The sequence below is a fragment of the Sphingobacterium alkalisoli genome, from assembly GCF_005049105.1.
In the GTDB taxonomy this organism is placed as follows: Bacteria; Bacteroidota; Bacteroidia; order Sphingobacteriales; family Sphingobacteriaceae; genus Sphingobacterium; species Sphingobacterium alkalisoli.
The window spans coordinates 336,579-354,834 of sequence record NZ_SUKA01000001.1; the positions used below are offsets into that span (position 1 = coordinate 336,579).

12 protein-coding genes are annotated in these 18,256 nt (G+C 43.9%); all 12 read left to right on the forward strand.

Annotated elements, in window-relative coordinates; translation table 11 throughout:
• The first annotated feature begins 1 nt into the window (after position 1).
• The 12 genes from FAZ19_RS01300 (at position 2) to FAZ19_RS01355 (ending at position 18,251) form a co-directional block, all read left to right on the forward strand.
• A complete protein-coding gene (locus FAZ19_RS01300; protein ID WP_136818795.1) occupies positions 2-1,831 on the forward strand; it encodes an exo-alpha-sialidase in 1,830 nt (609 codons plus the stop codon).
• Positions 1,832-1,951: 120 nt separating this feature from the next.
• Complete coding sequence (locus FAZ19_RS01305; RefSeq protein ID WP_136818796.1) at positions 1,952-4,732, forward strand: glycoside hydrolase family 2 protein; 2,781 nt, start codon at positions 1,952-1,954, stop codon at positions 4,730-4,732.
• A 10-nt stretch (positions 4,733-4,742) separates the two neighbouring features.
• The gene (locus tag FAZ19_RS01310) at positions 4,743-7,475 is read left to right on the forward strand and encodes an alpha-L-rhamnosidase (RefSeq protein ID WP_136818797.1); all 2,733 of its coding nucleotides are present in this window, start codon (positions 4,743-4,745) and stop codon (positions 7,473-7,475) included.
• A 59-nt stretch (positions 7,476-7,534) separates the two neighbouring features.
• Complete coding sequence (locus tag FAZ19_RS01315) at positions 7,535-8,680, forward strand: sialidase family protein (RefSeq protein WP_136818798.1); 1,146 nt, start codon at positions 7,535-7,537, stop codon at positions 8,678-8,680.
• A 23-nt stretch (positions 8,681-8,703) separates the two neighbouring features.
• On the forward strand, positions 8,704-9,855 hold the full coding sequence (locus tag FAZ19_RS01320) for an iron-containing alcohol dehydrogenase (RefSeq protein ID WP_136818799.1): 1,152 nt from the start codon (positions 8,704-8,706) through the stop codon (positions 9,853-9,855).
• Positions 9,856-9,858: 3 nt separating this feature from the next.
• Positions 9,859-10,797: a dihydrodipicolinate synthase family protein gene (locus FAZ19_RS01325; RefSeq protein ID WP_136818800.1), complete on the forward strand. Its 939-nt coding sequence runs from the start codon at positions 9,859-9,861 to the stop codon at positions 10,795-10,797.
• Entirely contained in the window at positions 10,790-11,815 is a 1,026-nt protein-coding gene (gene pdxA / locus FAZ19_RS01330; RefSeq protein ID WP_136818801.1) for a 4-hydroxythreonine-4-phosphate dehydrogenase PdxA, read from the forward strand. The genes FAZ19_RS01325 and pdxA overlap by 8 nt, the downstream gene beginning before the upstream one ends.
• Positions 11,816-11,829: 14 nt before the next feature.
• Complete coding sequence (locus FAZ19_RS01335; protein ID WP_169305533.1) at positions 11,830-12,921, forward strand: four-carbon acid sugar kinase family protein; 1,092 nt, start codon at positions 11,830-11,832, stop codon at positions 12,919-12,921.
• 23 nt (positions 12,922-12,944) lie between these two features.
• A complete protein-coding gene (locus tag FAZ19_RS01340) occupies positions 12,945-14,522 on the forward strand; it encodes a sodium:solute symporter (RefSeq protein ID WP_136818803.1) in 1,578 nt (525 codons plus the stop codon).
• Positions 14,515-15,897, forward strand: coding sequence for an acetylxylan esterase (locus FAZ19_RS01345; protein ID WP_136818804.1), 1,383 nt, complete (start codon positions 14,515-14,517; stop codon positions 15,895-15,897). The genes FAZ19_RS01340 and FAZ19_RS01345 overlap by 8 nt, the downstream gene beginning before the upstream one ends.
• Before the next feature lie 6 nt (positions 15,898-15,903).
• A complete protein-coding gene (locus tag FAZ19_RS01350) occupies positions 15,904-16,797 on the forward strand; it encodes a sugar phosphate isomerase/epimerase family protein (protein ID WP_136818805.1) in 894 nt (297 codons plus the stop codon).
• The gene (locus tag FAZ19_RS01355) at positions 16,794-18,251 is read left to right on the forward strand and encodes a glycoside hydrolase family 28 protein (protein WP_136818806.1); all 1,458 of its coding nucleotides are present in this window, start codon (positions 16,794-16,796) and stop codon (positions 18,249-18,251) included. Before FAZ19_RS01350 ends, FAZ19_RS01355 begins: the two co-directional genes overlap by 4 nt.
• Positions 18,252-18,256: the final 5 nt, after the last annotated feature.

The window sequence follows — 18,256 nt, forward strand, 5'->3', positions numbered from 1 at the left end:
AATGAAGATAAAATCAACGATATTAGGCATAGCTGTTTTGGGACTCGTGCAGCAAGCATCTGCGCAGGATACCGTAAAATATATCGGATCGACGCTTTCGAATGTGGATTATCACCATGGTCAACTGACACCGGCGGTGGGTACGCACAATATTCAGATTTTCAGGGCTAATCGGGAGTTTCCGCAATTAGCTGGTGGACACGGGTTCACGTATAACCATCAGCCATTTTTGGCGTACTGGAATGACACCTACTATGTACAGTATTTAAGTAATCCGATCGGCGAGCATATCGCTGAAGGGAAGTCGCTATTGCAAACTTCGAAGGATGGTTACCACTGGTCGGACCCGGTTGAACTTTTCCCGCCGTATCTCGTACCCGAAGGTTTTACAAAACCGGATCGTACCGACAAGGCCGGGAAAGACCTGTATGCCATTATGCACCAGCGTATGGGTTTTTACAGTGCCAAGAATGGTAAACTGTTGACCATCGGGTATTATGGTGTTGCACTGGATGCAAAGGATGACCCCAACGATGGGAATGGAATAGGACGAGTGGTACGGGAAATTAAAAAGGATGGTAGCTTTGGAGCCATATATTTCATCCGTTTTAACTCCTCTTTTAACCAGAAACAGGCAACGTATCCATTTTATACAAAGAGTAAGGACAAGGCTTTTGTCGAAGCATGTAATGAGCTAATGGCAAGTCCATTAATGATGCAACAGTGGGTGGAAGAGGCGGATCGTAATGACCCATTGGTACCGTATCCTAGACCAATTAAAGCGTTCAACTATTATCACTTAAACGATGGCCGGGTTGTAGGCTTATGGAAGCATGCCCTGACTTCGGTAAGCAGCGATGGCGGGAAAAACTGGGCATACACACCACTTAGGGCGCCTGGATTCGTAAACAGCAATGCCAAGATATGGGGACAGCGTATGTCGGATGGGCGGTTTGCGACGGTCTACAATCCCTCGGAATTTAGATGGCCGTTGGCCCTTTCCACAAGCGATGATGGGTTAACCTATCGTGATTTGCTTTTAATAAATGGTGAAATACCTCCAATGCGTTACGGAGGTAACTATAAATCCTATGGACCGCAGTACGTTCGTGGAATCTTAGAAGGAAATGGTCGTGCACCAGATGGCAATATGTGGCTTACCTATAGCATGAATAAGGAAGACATGTGGGTGGCTAAAGTTTCCGTACCGATCAAATCTGAAATAGCAGGTCCTGTAGACGATGATTTTGGAAAAAATCCGACAGAAGTACTGCATAGCTGGAACATATACAGTCCTCTTTGGGCTAGCGTAAGTACTGAAAAGAATGCGCTGGTATTAAGAGATAGGGATGCGTATGATTATGCCAAAGCAGATCGGATTATCGCATCTGCGAAGAAAGCGAAAGTAGAATTTACCGTCGTTCCGGAGCAATCTGATAACGGGGTGCTCCACATTGAGTTTACGGATGCAAAGGGCATGGCCGCAACCCGGATTATCTTTGATGCAGATGGCACCATAAAAAATAAGGCAGGCTATCGAAATTCTACTATTCAAACCTATGAATTGGGTAAGTCTTACCACTTTGTGCTTACACTGGATGTAGCCACACGCTCTTATACAGTTGCTATCAATGGAATGGATAAGGGTACGCGGCTATTTTTTCAACCGGTTGATGAGATCAGTAAGGTTTCTTTCCGAACAGGGGATGTTAGACGGTTTCCCGATGCCGATACGCCGACAGATCAGGATTATGACGTAACTGATCCGGGCAAAGCAACAGTTGAAGCAATATATCGGATTCCGTCTTTTAAAGCAGAAAGATTAAAGTAAATGAGGTTGGTGTGAGCAACCGTTTAGATATAAAAATAATAAAAAACGCGTCATCGCGAGGCGGCACGACGTGGCGATCTGCGTTTTTTGTGATGTACTAAATAAAATAGTTTAAATAGCATGAAGTTAAACTTAAAAATAGTGTTATCTGTATTCTTGTCTGCTTGCATAGGGCTAGATGTCGTTGCGCAGCAAACCGAAACCCAGTATTTGTCGGGGAAAGGGAAAGATAGTGCGATTTTATGGGATTTTTATGTCACCGAAGGGAGTCAATCCGGCGCGTGGACCAAGATACCTGTGCCCTCCAATTGGGAACAGCATGGTTTTGGGAAGTACAACTACGGATTTAATAAGGAAGAAAATAAGGGCAAGGAAGAGGGACTATACAAGCATACTTTCAGCTTGGATAAATCGTGGAAGGGTAAAAAAATAAATATCGTGTTCGAGGGATCGATGACCGATACGGAAGTGAAAGTAAACGGGAAGTTGGCTGGCGAAGTTCATCAAGGCTCTTTTTATGTCTTTAAGTATGATATTTCCGAGTTAGTGAATTATGGAAAATCGAATACATTAGAGGTAAAGGTTTCCAAGCACTCTGCAAATAAATCGGTAAATGCTGCAGAACGGGAGGCAGATTATTGGATTTTTGGAGGCATTTTTAGACCGGTGTATCTAGAAGCGCTTCCTGTAGACCATATTGCGCGGGTATCCGTGGACGCCAAAGCAGATGGTAGCTTTCGTGCCAAGGTAGCAAATAACGGGAGCGCGGATGAAATACGTGTGCAACTCTACGATAGTAAAGGCAATACCTTTGGTGCGCCTATTGTCGAGCGTGTGGGAGCCTCCCAAACTTGGCTTAATGCAAATTTCGAGCATCCCGGTTTATGGTCGGCTGAATTTCCAAACGTATATCGGGCTGAGATTGCACTACTTAAAAAGGGCAAAATCCTTCATCAGATCAACCAAAAGTTTGGGTTTCGTACCGTAGAGGTTAAAGAACGGGATGGTGTGTACATCAACGGCGTAAAAATAAAGTTTAAAGGGGTAAACCGACACTCCTTTCATCCGGAATCCGGAAGAACAACAAGCAAAGACCTCAGTATTCACGATGTGAAGCTGATGAAAGAGATGAATATGAATGCCGTTCGTATGGCCCACTATCCGCCAGATAATCATTTTTTGGAAGCCTGTGATTCTTTAGGTCTTTATGTCATGAACGAATTGGCAGGATGGCACGGACATTATGATACGCAGGTAGGGTCAAAGTTGCTGAAAGAAATGATGGTGGTGTCTGAGAACAATCCTTCGGTTATTTTTTGGGCGAATGGAAACGAGGGAGGACACAATTCTGAATTAGATGCTATTTTTTTCGAAGAAGATATCCAAAAGCGTCCGTTGATTTATCCCTGGGCAGTATACGGTGGCTTCGAAACGACCCATTATCGCGAATACAACTATGGTATTGGTACCTATGATCATGGACACAACATCCTCATGCCTACCGAGTTTCTTCATGGGATGTTTGATGGTGGACATGGCGCCGGTATTGAAGATTATTGGCACGCGATGTGGCAAAATCCGTTGTCGGCAGGAGGTTTTCTATGGGATTTTCAGGACCAGGGACTGGTTCGTAGGGATAAGCAAGATAGTATAGATACCGATGGCAACCATGGGGCGGATGGCATTGTCGGACCGTATTATGAGAAGGAGGGTAGCTTCTTTACCATAAAAGAGGTTTGGAGCCCAATATTCTTCGAAAAAAGAGAGATGACGATGGATTTTAATGGGGCTTTTAACATCGAAAACAGATATTCGTTTACCAATATGGACCAATGCAGCTTCGCTTACACGCTCAAAAAGCTTGGTCATTATGGCGAACAGAAAGAGCACAAAACCGGAATCATCGTAGCTCCACATATCAAACCACATGATAAGGGCATCTTGAAGATTGATTTTCCAACCGATTGGTTCGATTACGATGCATTGTACATTACCGCCAAAGATGCGCATGGCCTAGAAATTTTTACGTGGAGCTTTCCAATAAGCAGACCAGAAAAGATCGCGGAGCGATTTGCAAAGCAGGATGGTGCTGCATTGGAAGTCGATGAAACCGCAACGGCCTTCGTGGTAACAGCCAATGGTATTACCTACCAGATCAACCGAACAACCGGACTCTTGGAACAGGTGAAAAATAGTAAAGGTATAATTCCATTCTCGAATGGTCCTGTATTACAGGAAGCGGTAAATAATTATGGACAGTTTGCATTAACGAAACGGGGAGATACCGTTGTAATTGCTTCTGCTTTCGATAAAAAAGAGCATTACAATACGTTGAAATGGGAAATATACCCGTCCGGCCAATTAAAGATGCATGTACAGTATTTTCCAGAAGCGTACTTCACACGGTTTGTAGGGCTTAATTTTGACTTGCCAGAAGATCAAATAAAGGGCGTGGAATACATGGGTATGGGGCCTTATCGGGTATGGAAGAATCGAATGAAAGGGAATCAATTCGGCGTATGGAAAAAGGATTATAACGATGTGGCTACAGGGGAACTGCCGTTTCAGTATCCGGAATTTAAAGGATATCATGCGAAGATGTACTGGACAACCTTTTTCACCAAAGAGCAAACATTTAAGGTTTTTACGGATAGGGAAGATGTTTTCTTACGCTTATACACACCGAAGGAACAGAAAGACACCGATTGGAAAAATATGGAGCCTACATTCCCGAACGGAGATGTTTCGTTTATGAATGGAATATCCGCTATTGGAACGAAAACCCAAAAGCCAGAAACGACCGGTCCGATGGGAATGAAGCATGTGTATTATGATTTCGAGAAAGAACCGATTAGGGCGCTACATATGGTGTTGTATTTTGATTTTTCGGTTCAACAGTAAAATGAAAGGTATGGTAAAGACAATAGGTTTGATTTTACTATTGAGTTTGAGCTCTTTCGCTTTTGCACAAACAAGAGTGGTGGCACTGCGATGTGAATTGCTGCATAATCCCATCGGAATCGATGTGGCACAGCCCCGACTTAGTTGGAAGATCGATACGAAGGTGAGAAATACAGTACAGCTTGCTTACCATATCTTGGTGGCATCGTCCAAGGATAAACTTGCGCAGGATATAGGTGACCTATGGGACTCGGACAAGGTTCCGTCTGCGAATTCTATTCAGGCGATCTATGCGGGAAAACCGTTGAAGTCTAGAAATGAATGCTTCTGGAAGGTTAAGGTATACACGAATAAAGGAGAATCGGAATGGTCAGACGTTGCAGGATGGACCATGGGTCTCTTGTCATACAAAGATTGGACAGGTCGTTGGATCGGGTTTGACCAATATTTTCCAACAGATAATCAGGTTGAGGGACGTCTTTCGGCACGTTATTTTAGGAAAGAGCTTGCTTTAACAAAAAGGGTGAAAAAGGCCACAGCTTACGTGATGGGGCTAGGTCTATACGAATTGTATATAGATGGTGAAAAGATCGGTGATCAAGTATTGGCACCCTCTCCGACGGATTATACACAGAATGTGAAGTATAATGTATTTGATGTAACCGACGTCGTTAAGCAGGGTAAGCACGCTTTAGGGGTTATACTTGGAAATGGACGCTTTTATGCCATGCGTCAGGCCAAACCGTATAAAGTAAAAACCTTTGGGTTTCCTAAAATGCAGCTGCAACTTATGATTACCTATGAAGATGGTACATCCGAAACTATTAAAACAGATGATAGCTGGAAGGGAACGGCAAATGGACCTATTCTGGCAAATAACGAATACGACGGTGAGGACTATGATGCGCGAAAAGAATTCCACGGATGGGCTGATGTTGGATTCGACGATAGTGCATGGCTGCAGGCGGAATATGTGCAGGAGCCAGGTGGTACGTTTGAAGCCCAGTTGAACGGGCAGATGAAAGTGATGCAAGATATTTTACCAGTAAATATTGCTAAGAAGGGAAACGGACGTTATATTCTCGATTTCGGACAGAATTTTTCAGGCTGGGTAAAAATGAAGGTGAAAGGTCGTAGCGGTCAGAAAATCACCCTTCGTTTTGCGGAATCGCTCGATGAGAATGGAGAACTTTTTGTAACCAACCTACGCGATGCGAAGGCGACGGATACGTATATTCTTCGTGGGGAAGGAGTTGAAGAATGGGAGCCCCGCTTTACCTATCATGGATTTCGCTATGTTGAAGTCAGTGATTACACAGGGGAGGCAGCTAAGGATAATTTTATAGGACGGTTTGTATACGACGATTTGGAAACAGTGGGTACGTTCGAAAGCTCCAATACACTGCTTAATCAGATCTATAAAAATGCATGGTGGGGTATTGCTTCTAATTACAAAGGGATGCCGGTCGACTGCCCGCAACGAAATGAACGTCAACCTTGGTTGGGCGACCGTCCTATTAGCGCTTACGGAGAAAATTTCCTGTTTGACAATGCCAACTTTTATATCAAATGGTTGGAAGATATCCGCTTAGCACAAAAAGCCGATGGCGCTATCCCTGACGTGGCTCCGGCATTTTGGCGGTATTATAGTGACAATATCAGTTGGCCTGGCACGTATTTGTTTATCGCAGATATGCTTTACCAGCAAACGGGGGATATCAGAATCTTGGACCAGCATTACCCCGCCATGAAGAAATGGATGCACTATATGCAGGCGAGGTACATGAATGAGGCTGGAATCATTACCAAAGACAGCTATGGTGACTGGTGCTTCCCTCCTGCAACTATAGAAGAAGGGCGAGGCGTTATTGCCGATAAGAAATACCCCAGTGCATTGATCTCGACAGCGTATTATTATCACCTTCTAACGATGATGTCACGTTTTAGCGTGTTGACTGGCAATAACCAAGATCGTGCTCATTTTGATGATGCAGCATTGAAAATGAAAAAATCGTTTAACGCAACATTCTATCATCAAGAAGAATTTTATGGTAATAACACATTAACGGACAACCTGCTTGCGTACTATTTTGGATTGGTACAGCCTGAGAGTCGAGCCGACCTGGCCCAACGGATAGTAACTATCATCGAAAAGGAAAACAACGGTCACTTAAGTACAGGCGTTATCGGAACGCAATGGTTAATGCGTTCGTTGACAAATATGGGACGTGCAGATCTTGCTTATAAATTGGCAACCAAGACGACCTATCCCTCCTGGGGATATATGGTTGAAAACGGGGCGACGACAATCTGGGAGCTGTGGAATGGAAATACCGCACATCCTAAAATGAATTCGCAAAACCATGTAATGATGCTGGGCGATTTATTGGTATGGTACTTCGAACACCTTGCTGGCATCAAGTCTGCAGACAACGCTTTTCAAACCATTGTGATGAAACCAGAATTGGTTGGAGACTTGACATTTGTGAACGCGTCGTACGAAAGTGTGAGGGGGTTAATTAAATCCCATTGGATCAAATCAACATCAAGCTTTGAATGGAAGGTTTGTATTCCTCCGAATGCAAAAGCGATATTACATATACCCGCGAAAGATCTGCCATCTATTAGGGAAGGTGGTCAGACGATTCAGGGCAATAGCACATTCAACGTTTTGGGATCTGAGAACGGGAGCTTCGCAGTAGAAATCGGATCAGGTAGCTATGAATTTAAAACTAAATTGTAATCATTATGAAAGGTGAGGGATTAATAAAGGCTGGTAACAGGAATAAAAAACACAAAGGAATGAGAAATAAAGTGATAGCAGCAATAGTTTTTTGCTTAGGACTGTCGGTGTCGTTTGCGCAGGAAAACGCACTATACAAATGGAGAAAAGGGATCGTGAAAGACGAATTTGTTTATGATGCTGCACCTTTTCCATCCTGTCATTCGGCGACAATGGCCGAAACGCCACAGGGCTTGGTCTATGCTTTTTTTGGGGGTACACATGAGCGTAACCCGGATGTGGAGATCTATGTTTGTCGTTATGAAAACGAAAAGTGGACGGCACCGCAATCTGCTGCCGATGGCGTGCAACAGGATGGCTCCCGCTTACCGACATGGAATCCTGTACTGTACCAGATTCCTGATGGAGAATTGTTGCTTTTTTATAAAGTCGGACCGAAACCTTCCGAATGGTGGGGTATGCTCAAGCGATCAAAAGATGCTGGTAAAACCTGGTCGGACGCCGAAAAATTGCCGGATGGATTTCTAGGGCCTATTAAAAATAAACCTGTTTTGCTAAGTAATGGCAATCTGATCAGCCCGACCAGTACGGAAGGGAATGGTTGGAACATTCATTTCGAAATCAGTGCTGACTTTGGTAAAAATTGGCGCAAAGTAGGACCGCTGGACCGAGGTGTAGATGATGTAAATGCCATCCAACCGAGTGTTTTGGATCATGGGAATGGAAAATTACAGATTTTGGCAAGGACACGTAATTGGGCGATTGTAGAATCTTGGTCAAATGACAATGGGGAAACGTGGACTCCATTACAGAAGACAAGCTTGCCCAACAATAATTCAGGTACGGATGCGGTAACGATGAAAAATGGTACGCACGTACTGGTTTATAACCATGTGCTGCCTCCACCGGAGAGTCCGAAAGGAGCAAGGACACCCTTGAATGTTTCAATCTCCAAAGATGGTAAAAACTGGAACGCCGCATTGATCCTGGAAGACTCCCCTATTAGCCAGTACTCGTATCCAGCGGTTATACAGACAAAAGATGGCCTCCTGCACTTTGCATATACCTGGAGACGTGAGAAAATGAAACATGTGGTGGTAGATCCAACTAAATTGAAATTGAGAAAAATTAAGAATGGCATATGGCCAAAGGTAAAGGGGTACGAAACACCCACAATGGAAACATATAAAGCGGAAGAAGAATAGAAGCAAAAGACCATATAAAACATATGTCAACGAATAACGTATTAACAGTTAACTTCCCCGGTAAACTTATTTTTGGAAATGGGGTGTTGCAGCAATTAGCGGATGATATCATCCAGCTGAATTGTAAGGAAATCGTGCTGATGACGATCAAGCCGCTGCAACAGCAGTTGACTCATTTTATCGAACAACTGGAACAGCATAATATTAAGATACTGATCGACACAAGTATCGAGCAAGAGCCTTCCTTTTCTGATTTTCAGCGGATCCTAAATCAGGTTAAAGATAGTGCTGCTGATACGGTGATTGGTATTGGCGGTGGTAGCGTGTTGGATGTCGCGAAGCTAATTGCAGCATTACTAGACAGCCCACAATCCTTAGTGGATGTTGTAGGTAATGGGTTGTTGAAAGGCAGAAATAAACGGCTAATATGTGTGCCGGCTACATCAGGAACAGGGAGTGAGGTTTCTCCAAACGCGATTTTGGTGGATGATGCGCATCAGAAAAAAGGCATCATAAGCCCGTTTTTAGTTCCCGATATGGTATACGCAGATCCATTATTGACGTTAAGCCTGCCTGCTGCTATTACTGCGGCAACGGGATTAGATGCATTGACTCACTGTTTGGAGGCATTTACAAATAGGTTTTCCCAGCCATTTATCGATATGTATGCGTTTGAAGGCATGCGATTAATTGCTGGAAACCTTGAAGAAGCGGTAAAAAATGGGCAGAACCAGGAGGCGAGGAGTGCAGTTGCATTAGGGAGTATTTTAGGCGGGTTTTGTTTAGGTCCAGTAAATACAGCTGGAGTGCATGCGCTGTCGTATCCGTTGGGGAGTTTATTTAATCTGCCACACGGATTATCAAACGCCTTATTGTTGCCTTACGTAATGGAATTTAATTATGTCTCAAATCCTAAAAAATATGCAGAAGTAGCCGTTGCCTTGGGCTGCAACCGAGAAGGTACCGACGAACAAACCGCGCAGGCAGGAATTACTAAAATAAAAGAACTTATAGAAGCATGTGGCATACCCGCACGGTTGAGTGCGCTGGACATACCGAGGGAAGCGATTCCGCAAATGGCAGCTGATGCCATGAAAATTACGAGATTATTGGTGAATAATCCGCGAGAAATAAAATTGTCTGACGCAATATCAATTTTTAACGCAGCCTACTAAAAAATGAAAGATATTAAACAACTAAAAGAAACCATTGTTCCTGTGGTTGCTCCCTTAAATAAAGATCTGAGCTTAGATCGTGATGCCGTAGGAAGGGTTTTTTCCTATTTATATGCTAATAATGCTATTCCCTTTATCTTAGGAACAACGGGGGAATCTGCATCGCTCTCCGCCAGTTTTAAAGAGGAATATCTGCGGACGGCTGTTGATCACAAATTGGAAAGTCAGAAGCTGTATGTCGGGATTTCTTCTAATATCGTAACCGATTCCATCGAGTTTGCGCACTTGGCTCATAACTTAGGAATCGAAGCTGTGGCAACGACACTGCCTACGTATTATAAGTTGTCCGAAGCGCAGATGGAGAAGTACTTTTTGCAATTGGCGGAAGAGATTCCGACGGATTTGATTATTTACAACATCCCAGCAACGACACATATGTCTATTCCTTTGGATCTGTTGGATCGCCTGAGTTATCATCCTAAAATTGTTGCTGTAAAGGATTCGGAAAGAAGTATAGAACGATTGGATAATGCATTGGCCTTGTGGCGTGATCGGCCTGACTTCAAGCATTATATGGGATGGGCAGGCCAATCCGCATACGCATTAATCAATGGCAGTGATGGTATTATACCGAGTTCAGGTAATTTTGCTCCGGGGATATACCATCAAATGTGCATAGCGGTACAAGAAGGCGATTTTGACCGGGCTTATTCCTTGCAAAAGCAGTCGGATAATTTAGGGGAACTTTATCAGGCAAACAAATCGTTGGGCGAATCGCTATGGGCGCTGAAAGTACTGATGAGAGAATTGTCATTATGCGACCCTTTTATGATGCCTCCTCTCTATGAATTGAGTAAGGGTGAAGAAAATAAATTGATTGGAGCTTTTCAAGCATTAATTAATCAAGAAAATATAAAGCTGAATATAACAAATCATGCATAGACCTATTATTGGAATAACAATGGGGGATCCAGCAAGTATTGGCCCCGAAATCGCTTTAAAAGCAGCTTTAAATCCTCATATTCATGAAATATGTAGGCCATTGCTCGTAGGAGATGGTGCCGTTTTCAAGCATATTGCAACAGTATTGGGCATGGAGCTGACCATCCATCCTATTCAGCAGGTATCGGAAGCCAAATTTGAACTGGGAACAGTGGATGTTTTTGATCTAAAAAATACAGATATGGCGAAGATCTCTTTTGGTGAGATTTCGGCTGAAGCGGGGAATGCCTCTTTTGAATCCGTAACAAAGGTGATCGATCTGGCCTTAAAGGGTGAGGTTGAAGCGACGGTAACGGGACCGATTAATAAGAAATCCATTAATGAAGCCGGACACTATTTTGCTGGGCATACAGAAATTTATGCACATTATACCGGAACGAAGAAATATGCGATGCTCCTCGTAGAAGATAATTTGAAAGTTATCCACGTTTCTACACACGTATCGCTGCGTCAGGCCTGCGATCTGGTAAAACGGGAACGGATTGTAGAGGTAGTGGATCTCCTTCACCATGGATTGATCAGCTTGGGCGAAAAGAATTTAAAAATAGGCATTGCCGGATTGAATCCCCACGCGGGAGACTCCGGATTATTTGGAACGGAAGATGATGAGGAGATTCTTCCGGCAGTGGTCGAGGCAAAGTCCAAAGGTTATGATGTGGAAGGGCCAATCCCTGCTGATACGTTGTTTTCAAAAGCTGCTACAGGATATTATGGTGGTATCGTTGCGATGTACCACGACCAAGGGCATATCCCTTTTAAGTTGACCGGATTCAAATGGAATGCAGAAAAAAAGCAAATGGACAGTGTGAAAGGCGTGAATATTACGATGGGCTTGCCTATCATCCGTACATCGGTAGATCATGGGACGGCTTTCGAAATTGCGGGTAAAGGTGTTGCAAGTCCGGATGCGATGATTTTGGCGATTGAATCAGCTGTTCAATTAACACAAAATAGATAATAACGATGACCAGCATGTTGATAATTGCAGACGATTTGACCGGAGCAGCAGAGATTGGAGGGATTGCGCTACGATACAATCTGACTGTGGATATTGTACATCGATTGGATCAGGGCTCGCATGTAAGGGTACAGGTGTTGAATACCAATACCCGATCTTTACGGCAAGAGCAGGTGCTGCCGCATTTAAAGGAATTGTTTAGTAACGTAAATAGAACGGCATTTGATTTTATCTATCTTAAGTTTGATTCGGCACTTAGAGGGCATATCGCGCTAGAGCTCTCGTTTTATAAAGCTTATTTTGGCTTTGAACTGGCTGTTTTTTGCCCTGTAAATCCGGCGTTTGGCCGAATAATCAAAAACGGGCATTACTTCGTGAATGGAAAGCGGGTTCATCAAACCAGCTTTTTAAATGATCCAGAGTTCCCTACTAAAGAAAGCCAGGTTTTAGCTATTTTGGGCACACCGGAATGGAAGCTTTTAAGCGATTTTACCACGATTAATACAGAAACAGGAGTTGTCGTTCCGGAAGTTGAGAGCTCCGTACAACTGGAGTTATTGGCGCAGGCCATTTCTGACGAGAACCTCTTGGCAGGAGGGGCAGCCTTTTTCAATCATTTGCTGCAGCAAAAATTAGAGGTATCCCCGCATGGTATAGGAGGAGATACGGGGTTGAAATATCCATTATTGTATGTCTGTGGGTCGGGCTACCAAGAGAATAACGATCGTATATCGCAGGTCGCACCCGAGTCCTTGGTATATTTTGATGGTGACGGAGGTGTGGTGGAGGAAATAGTTGAGAAGTTGAGGGGGAAGCAGAAAGTCGTTTTTGCTATTTCGACGAACATAAAAGGGTTAGCAGAAGAGATAAGGATGGCGATGGCTCGTATAGTGGCTGCGGTTTATAACCGTGTAGGCATACAGGAGCTGATTATTGAAGGGGGAGCTACGGCTTACGAAGTATTGATGGCATTAGGTATTGAAGTGATGACTCCCGTACAGGAGATACAGGCAGGCCTCATAAAAAGTAAAGTGAGGGATAAAGAATTATTTGTTACATTAAAGCCGGGAAGTTATCCTTGGGCAAATGAACTTTGGGCATTTTAATGCACAAATAAAACCAGATTATAATGAGTAAACCTATTTTGAGCATTTTTGATTACGGAATCATTGTCGTGGTATTGTTGATCACGCTTTATTTTGGATTGCGGTACGCTAAGAACCAAAAGACCACGGCAGATTACTTCTCTGCGAAAGGACGAGTACCGTCTTGGGCAATTGGGATGTCCCTGTTGGCGACACTGATCAGTAGCGTTACTTTCTTGGGGTATCCCGCAGAAGGTTATTCAAATAACTGGATTCTTTTGGTACAGGGGCTGATGGTGCCGATCGTGCTTATGGGAACGGTATGGTTTATTGTACCGCTTTACCGGAGGGTAATCGGGTTAAGTACCTACGAGTATTTTGAAAAGAGATTCGGTAGTTTTGCGCGCTATTACAGTTCCATAGCTTTTGTATTAAGGCAGTTTTCGGGGATGGGAACGGTGCTTTACCTGTTGGCCATTGCGTTGTCTAGTATGACGGATATCAACACCTACTGGATCATCATTGTCGTGGGATCGATCATCGTTATTGTCAATCTATTGGGGGGCATTGAGGCAGTGATATGGCTAGACGTTTTTCAAGGTTTTATGTTGTTTGCTAGTGGTATTTTATGTCTTTTGGTGCTGATTTTTTCCGTACAAGGCGGTCTACCAGAAATATGGCGGGTGGCTTCGGAAAACGGAAGAACGGGTTTTGGTCCTTACGACTTAGACTTTTCCCGCTTGACATTCGTCGTGATGGCCATTAATGGGATGTTTTATGCGATTCAGAAGTATGGAACAGATCAGACAGTTATACAACGCTACTTAACCGCGAGATCGGATAAATCTGCCATAAGAGCGTCTTTATTGGGGATTTTACTTACGGTGCCTGTATGGTCTTTGTTTATGTTTATCGGTACCGCGCTTTTTGTCTATTATACGCAATACAACTTACCCGAGAACGTGGGGGTAAACAGTGTGTTCCCTTACTTTATTATGAGCAAGTTGCCCACAGGAGTAGTCGGTTTTATTTTAGCCGCCATGGTGTCTGCTGCAATTTGTAGTCTAAGTGCAGATCTGAACTCGTTAGCCGCTGTCGGCGTTGAAGATTACTATAGAAAATTGAGACCGAAGCTGGCTGACCGAAGCTATCTGATAGCAGGTAGATGGATGGTCGCTGTGGCGGGTCTTATTTCCGTTGTAATTGGTTTCATATATGTTGATTTAGGAAGTGAAAGTATCTTAGGGATAATTTTTACACTGTATGCAATTTTCTCAGGAGGTATTGTGGGGGTATTCCTGTTGGGTGTCTTCTCTACTCGGGCAAATAGGCAAGGTGTTAATATCGCTATTACGGTCTGCATCCTGTTTACAGCATACGCCTTTCTGACCAGTACGGAATTAGATTTCGGAGGTGAACCATTTGTCTTACTGGATTTGGGACAGTATAATTTTACGCATAATAAATTGATGCTGGGTGTGTACAGTCACGTTATTGTTATTATTGTGGGATATCTGGCAAGCCTATTTTTCCCTAAACCCAATTTAGACCCGAATCTATTCTACAATGGATGGAAGGCATCTCAAAAAATTGAAAAGCAAAAAGGAGGTTCCTATGAATAAATACGGTGCGATTTTGTCGTTTATGCTTATCCTTTTAAGCGAAGTGATTTCTGCTCAGGATTCCGATCATCAATACCGTAAACCGCTAAAAGAGGTGATCGAGCTCCTTGAAAAAAGATACCATATTACTATTAAGTACAGTGAGGCACAGGTTGAAGGGAAATGGTTGGATTATGCGGATTGGCGCTTCCGAACGGATGTAGATCAGACCTTAAGAAATGTGCTCGCCCCGTTGGATATGAAGGTAAACAAGGAAGGCGATGGGAAGTATAAGTTAAAAGAATACGAGTACTACCGATGGGAAGTTAAGGAGGGTTGGGATTATCTAGATCAATTGGCAACACAGTATCATGATCAGAAGTCTTGGGAATTACGTAAAGATAGTATTAAAGCAGAACTGTACAGAGCAGTTCGACTATCACCAATGCCCGAGAGACCGAGATCCAAACCTATTCTAACCCCGAAAAGAATTTTTGAAGGATATACAGTCCAGAATTTTGCCTTGGAAATCCTACCGGGTGTATTCGTTAACGGGTCTATTTATGCACCAGCAAAGTACAAAGGGAAGATTCCTGTCGTATTGAGCCCCGATGGCCACTGGGCAGATCATCGCTACCGTAAAGATGCGCAGGTTCGTTGTGCGATGACGGCTAAAATGGGTGCTATAGCCATTAGTTACGACCTGTTCGCTTGGGGGGAATCTCTACTGCAGTTTGATTTCGAAGACCATAGGAAGAGTTTAGCACTTACAATACAGACCTTGGGCGGTATACGCATATTGGATTATGTGCTAGAAAATAGGCAGGTAGATGCTACCCGTGTTGGTATCTGCGGCGGGTCGGGGGGAGGAAGCCATACGGTATTGATGACGGCCCTTGATGATCGGATCACGCTCAGCATACCCGTTGTTTCGCTCTCTTCGTATTTCTATGGGGGATGCCCATGCGAGAGTGGAATGCCCATACATGCCTGTGGCGGGGGAACAAACAATGTAGAACTGGCAGCTATGGCAGCTCCTAGACCACAACTGGTTGTGTCTGATGGTAAGGACTGGACGGCGCATATGCCACAGCATGATTACCCCTACCTGCAGAAGATATACGGCTACTATGGTGTGGAAGCTAATGTTCAGAATGTACACTTGCCCGAGGATGGTCACGATTTTGGCTATTCGAAGCGTAAACCGGTGTACGATTTTCTGAGTGAGCATTTTCGCCTGCAGACTATGGGTTTGAAAGGTGCGGATGGCGAATACGATGAATCGGGATGCACAATAGAAGAAAAAACAGCCTTATATACGTTTGGAGCCCAAGGTGAAAATCTACCGGCTCATGCGATACATGGATTTAAGAATTTGGAAAAACTATTTCAATAGAGACTTATGACAACGTTCAGTAGAAGAGATTTTATAATACGGTCGGCGTTCGTTGGTGCGGCTTGTTTGATGCCCGACACTATTTTCGCTTCATCTGCCAAGGGGCATCGTTACAAGATTGCGGTTATTGATCTGATGATCCTAAAGCGACAAAAGCTAAGTGCTTTTGAGCTGGCCAAGGAGATCGGTGCAGATGGATTGGAAGTCGATATGGGAGGATTGGGCAATCGAGACACGTTTGACAGTAAGTTGGCCGATCCCGTAGAGCGGGAAGCTTTCATGGCGAAATCCAGAGAGCTTGGTGTTTCCATTTGCGCACTAGCGATGACCGGATTCTATGCGCAATCTTTTGCAACGAGACCCACTTATCAGCAAATGGTAGGAGATTGTCTAAAGACCTGCCAGCAGATGGGGGTGAAGGTTGCTTTTTTGCCTTTGGGCGTGCAGGGCGATCTGGTTAAAAATCCAGAACTACGTCCCGCCATTGTCGAGCGCTTAAAAGTAGTGGGTAAAATGGCAAAAATGGCAGGGGTGATTATCGGTATAGAAACGGCACTAGATGCAAAGGGAGAAGTGGATTTGCTAAAAGAAATTGGAGCCAAAAATATACAGATCTATTTTAATTTCTCGAATCCGTTGAAAGAAGGAAGGGATTTGATAACTGAATTGAAAATCCTGGGGAAGAAACGTATTTGTCAGATCCACTGTACAGACGAAGATGGGGTATGGCTGGAAAACAATACCCGATTAGATATGCGGGAGGTGAAGACTACATTAGATGATATGGGTTGGAAAGGATGGTTGGTCATCGAACGGTCGCGCGATGCAAATCTCTCACCTAGAATGGTAAAAGAAAATTTTGGAGCAAATACGCGATACATGAAAAGCGTCTTTCAATGAAAATAACTAGTGCTTGCTATGTCGTCATTCTCCTTTTTTGGGGATGTACATCGGAACAGCTGAATTACGAACAGCTGAATAGAACATTATTGTCTTATGCTCAGGTAGGCTCTGCCCATCTAACGGAAGAAATAGCGGAGGTAAATTCCCCCTATTTTGATGCGGTATTTCAACGTCCAGATTTTCCATCTGCACTAGACTCCGCGTTTCCGGGAGATGATATACAACAGCGAATAGATGCCCTTGCATCCATCGGAGGTGGAAAGCTGATAATTCAAAAAGGTAACTATCTCACGGGTAGATTGGTGTTGAAATCAAATATTCATCTATACTTGGAGGAGGGAGCCGTTGTTGAATTTAAAGGTAATATTGAAGATTTTCTTCCTGTTGTTTTTACACGTAATGAAGGCATTGAATTGTATTCGCTGGGTGCATGCATCTACGCTAGCGATGTGAAAAACATCGCCATTACAGGCAAAGGCAAAATAGTAGGTCCCGGAGAAGGTACGGTCCGTCGACGTACGATGACACATGACGTTATCGAAAATCTAGTATTTGCAGATACGCCTATTGAAAATAGAATTTATGACGGAAAGACAGCGGATTATATTTTTCCACCTGCGTTGATTGCGCCTATTAACTGTGAGCATGTATTTATAGAGGGCATTTCGCTGGAGCGTTCTGCTTTTTGGAACATTGTTCCCACATATTGTGATAACGTAGTCATAAGGGGAGTCAATATCAATTCTATTGGTATTCAGCGAGGCGATGGCATAGATGTCGAATCTTCAAGGAATGTGCTTATTGAATATTGCACGTTTAACACCGGAGATGACTGTATTGCCTTGAAAGCGGGCAGAGGACACGATGGCCTTCGTGTCAATAGACCCACTGAAAATGTGGTGGTGCGTTACTGTCTGGCGGAACAAGGTCATGGCGGTTTTACGGTTGGAAGTGAAACCGCTGGACAGGTGCGTAATGTATATGTGCACGACTGTGCTTTCGATGGTACTGATGTGGGCATTCGTTTCAAAACCCGGAGACCTCGTGGTGGTGGTGGGAATAGTATGCTTTTTGAAAATATCCGGATGAATGTTGTGTATTCGGCGCTTCGCTGGGATATGCTTGGACAAGCCCTTCATGTCGGAAAGCAAGCAGACCGAAATGTGCAGGTGGCAGTCAACCCGTTAACCCCAAGATTTTCCGACATCCGCATGAACAATATACTTATCGAGGACGCCGCCGATTGTATCAAGATTGAGGGTATTCCGGAATCCGTGTTGGAAGATGTGGAAATCACGCATGTAGTGGGCCGGGGCGATAGGTTTCTAGTGGCACGAGATGCGCGCGATCTGCGTATTGAGAACTCGGAGTTTCAGGTGAAAGATCCTAAAATAGATACCATAAATGTGAAGGAATTGCTACAGAGAAAAGTGAGATTGTTAGCGCTGTGAAAAAG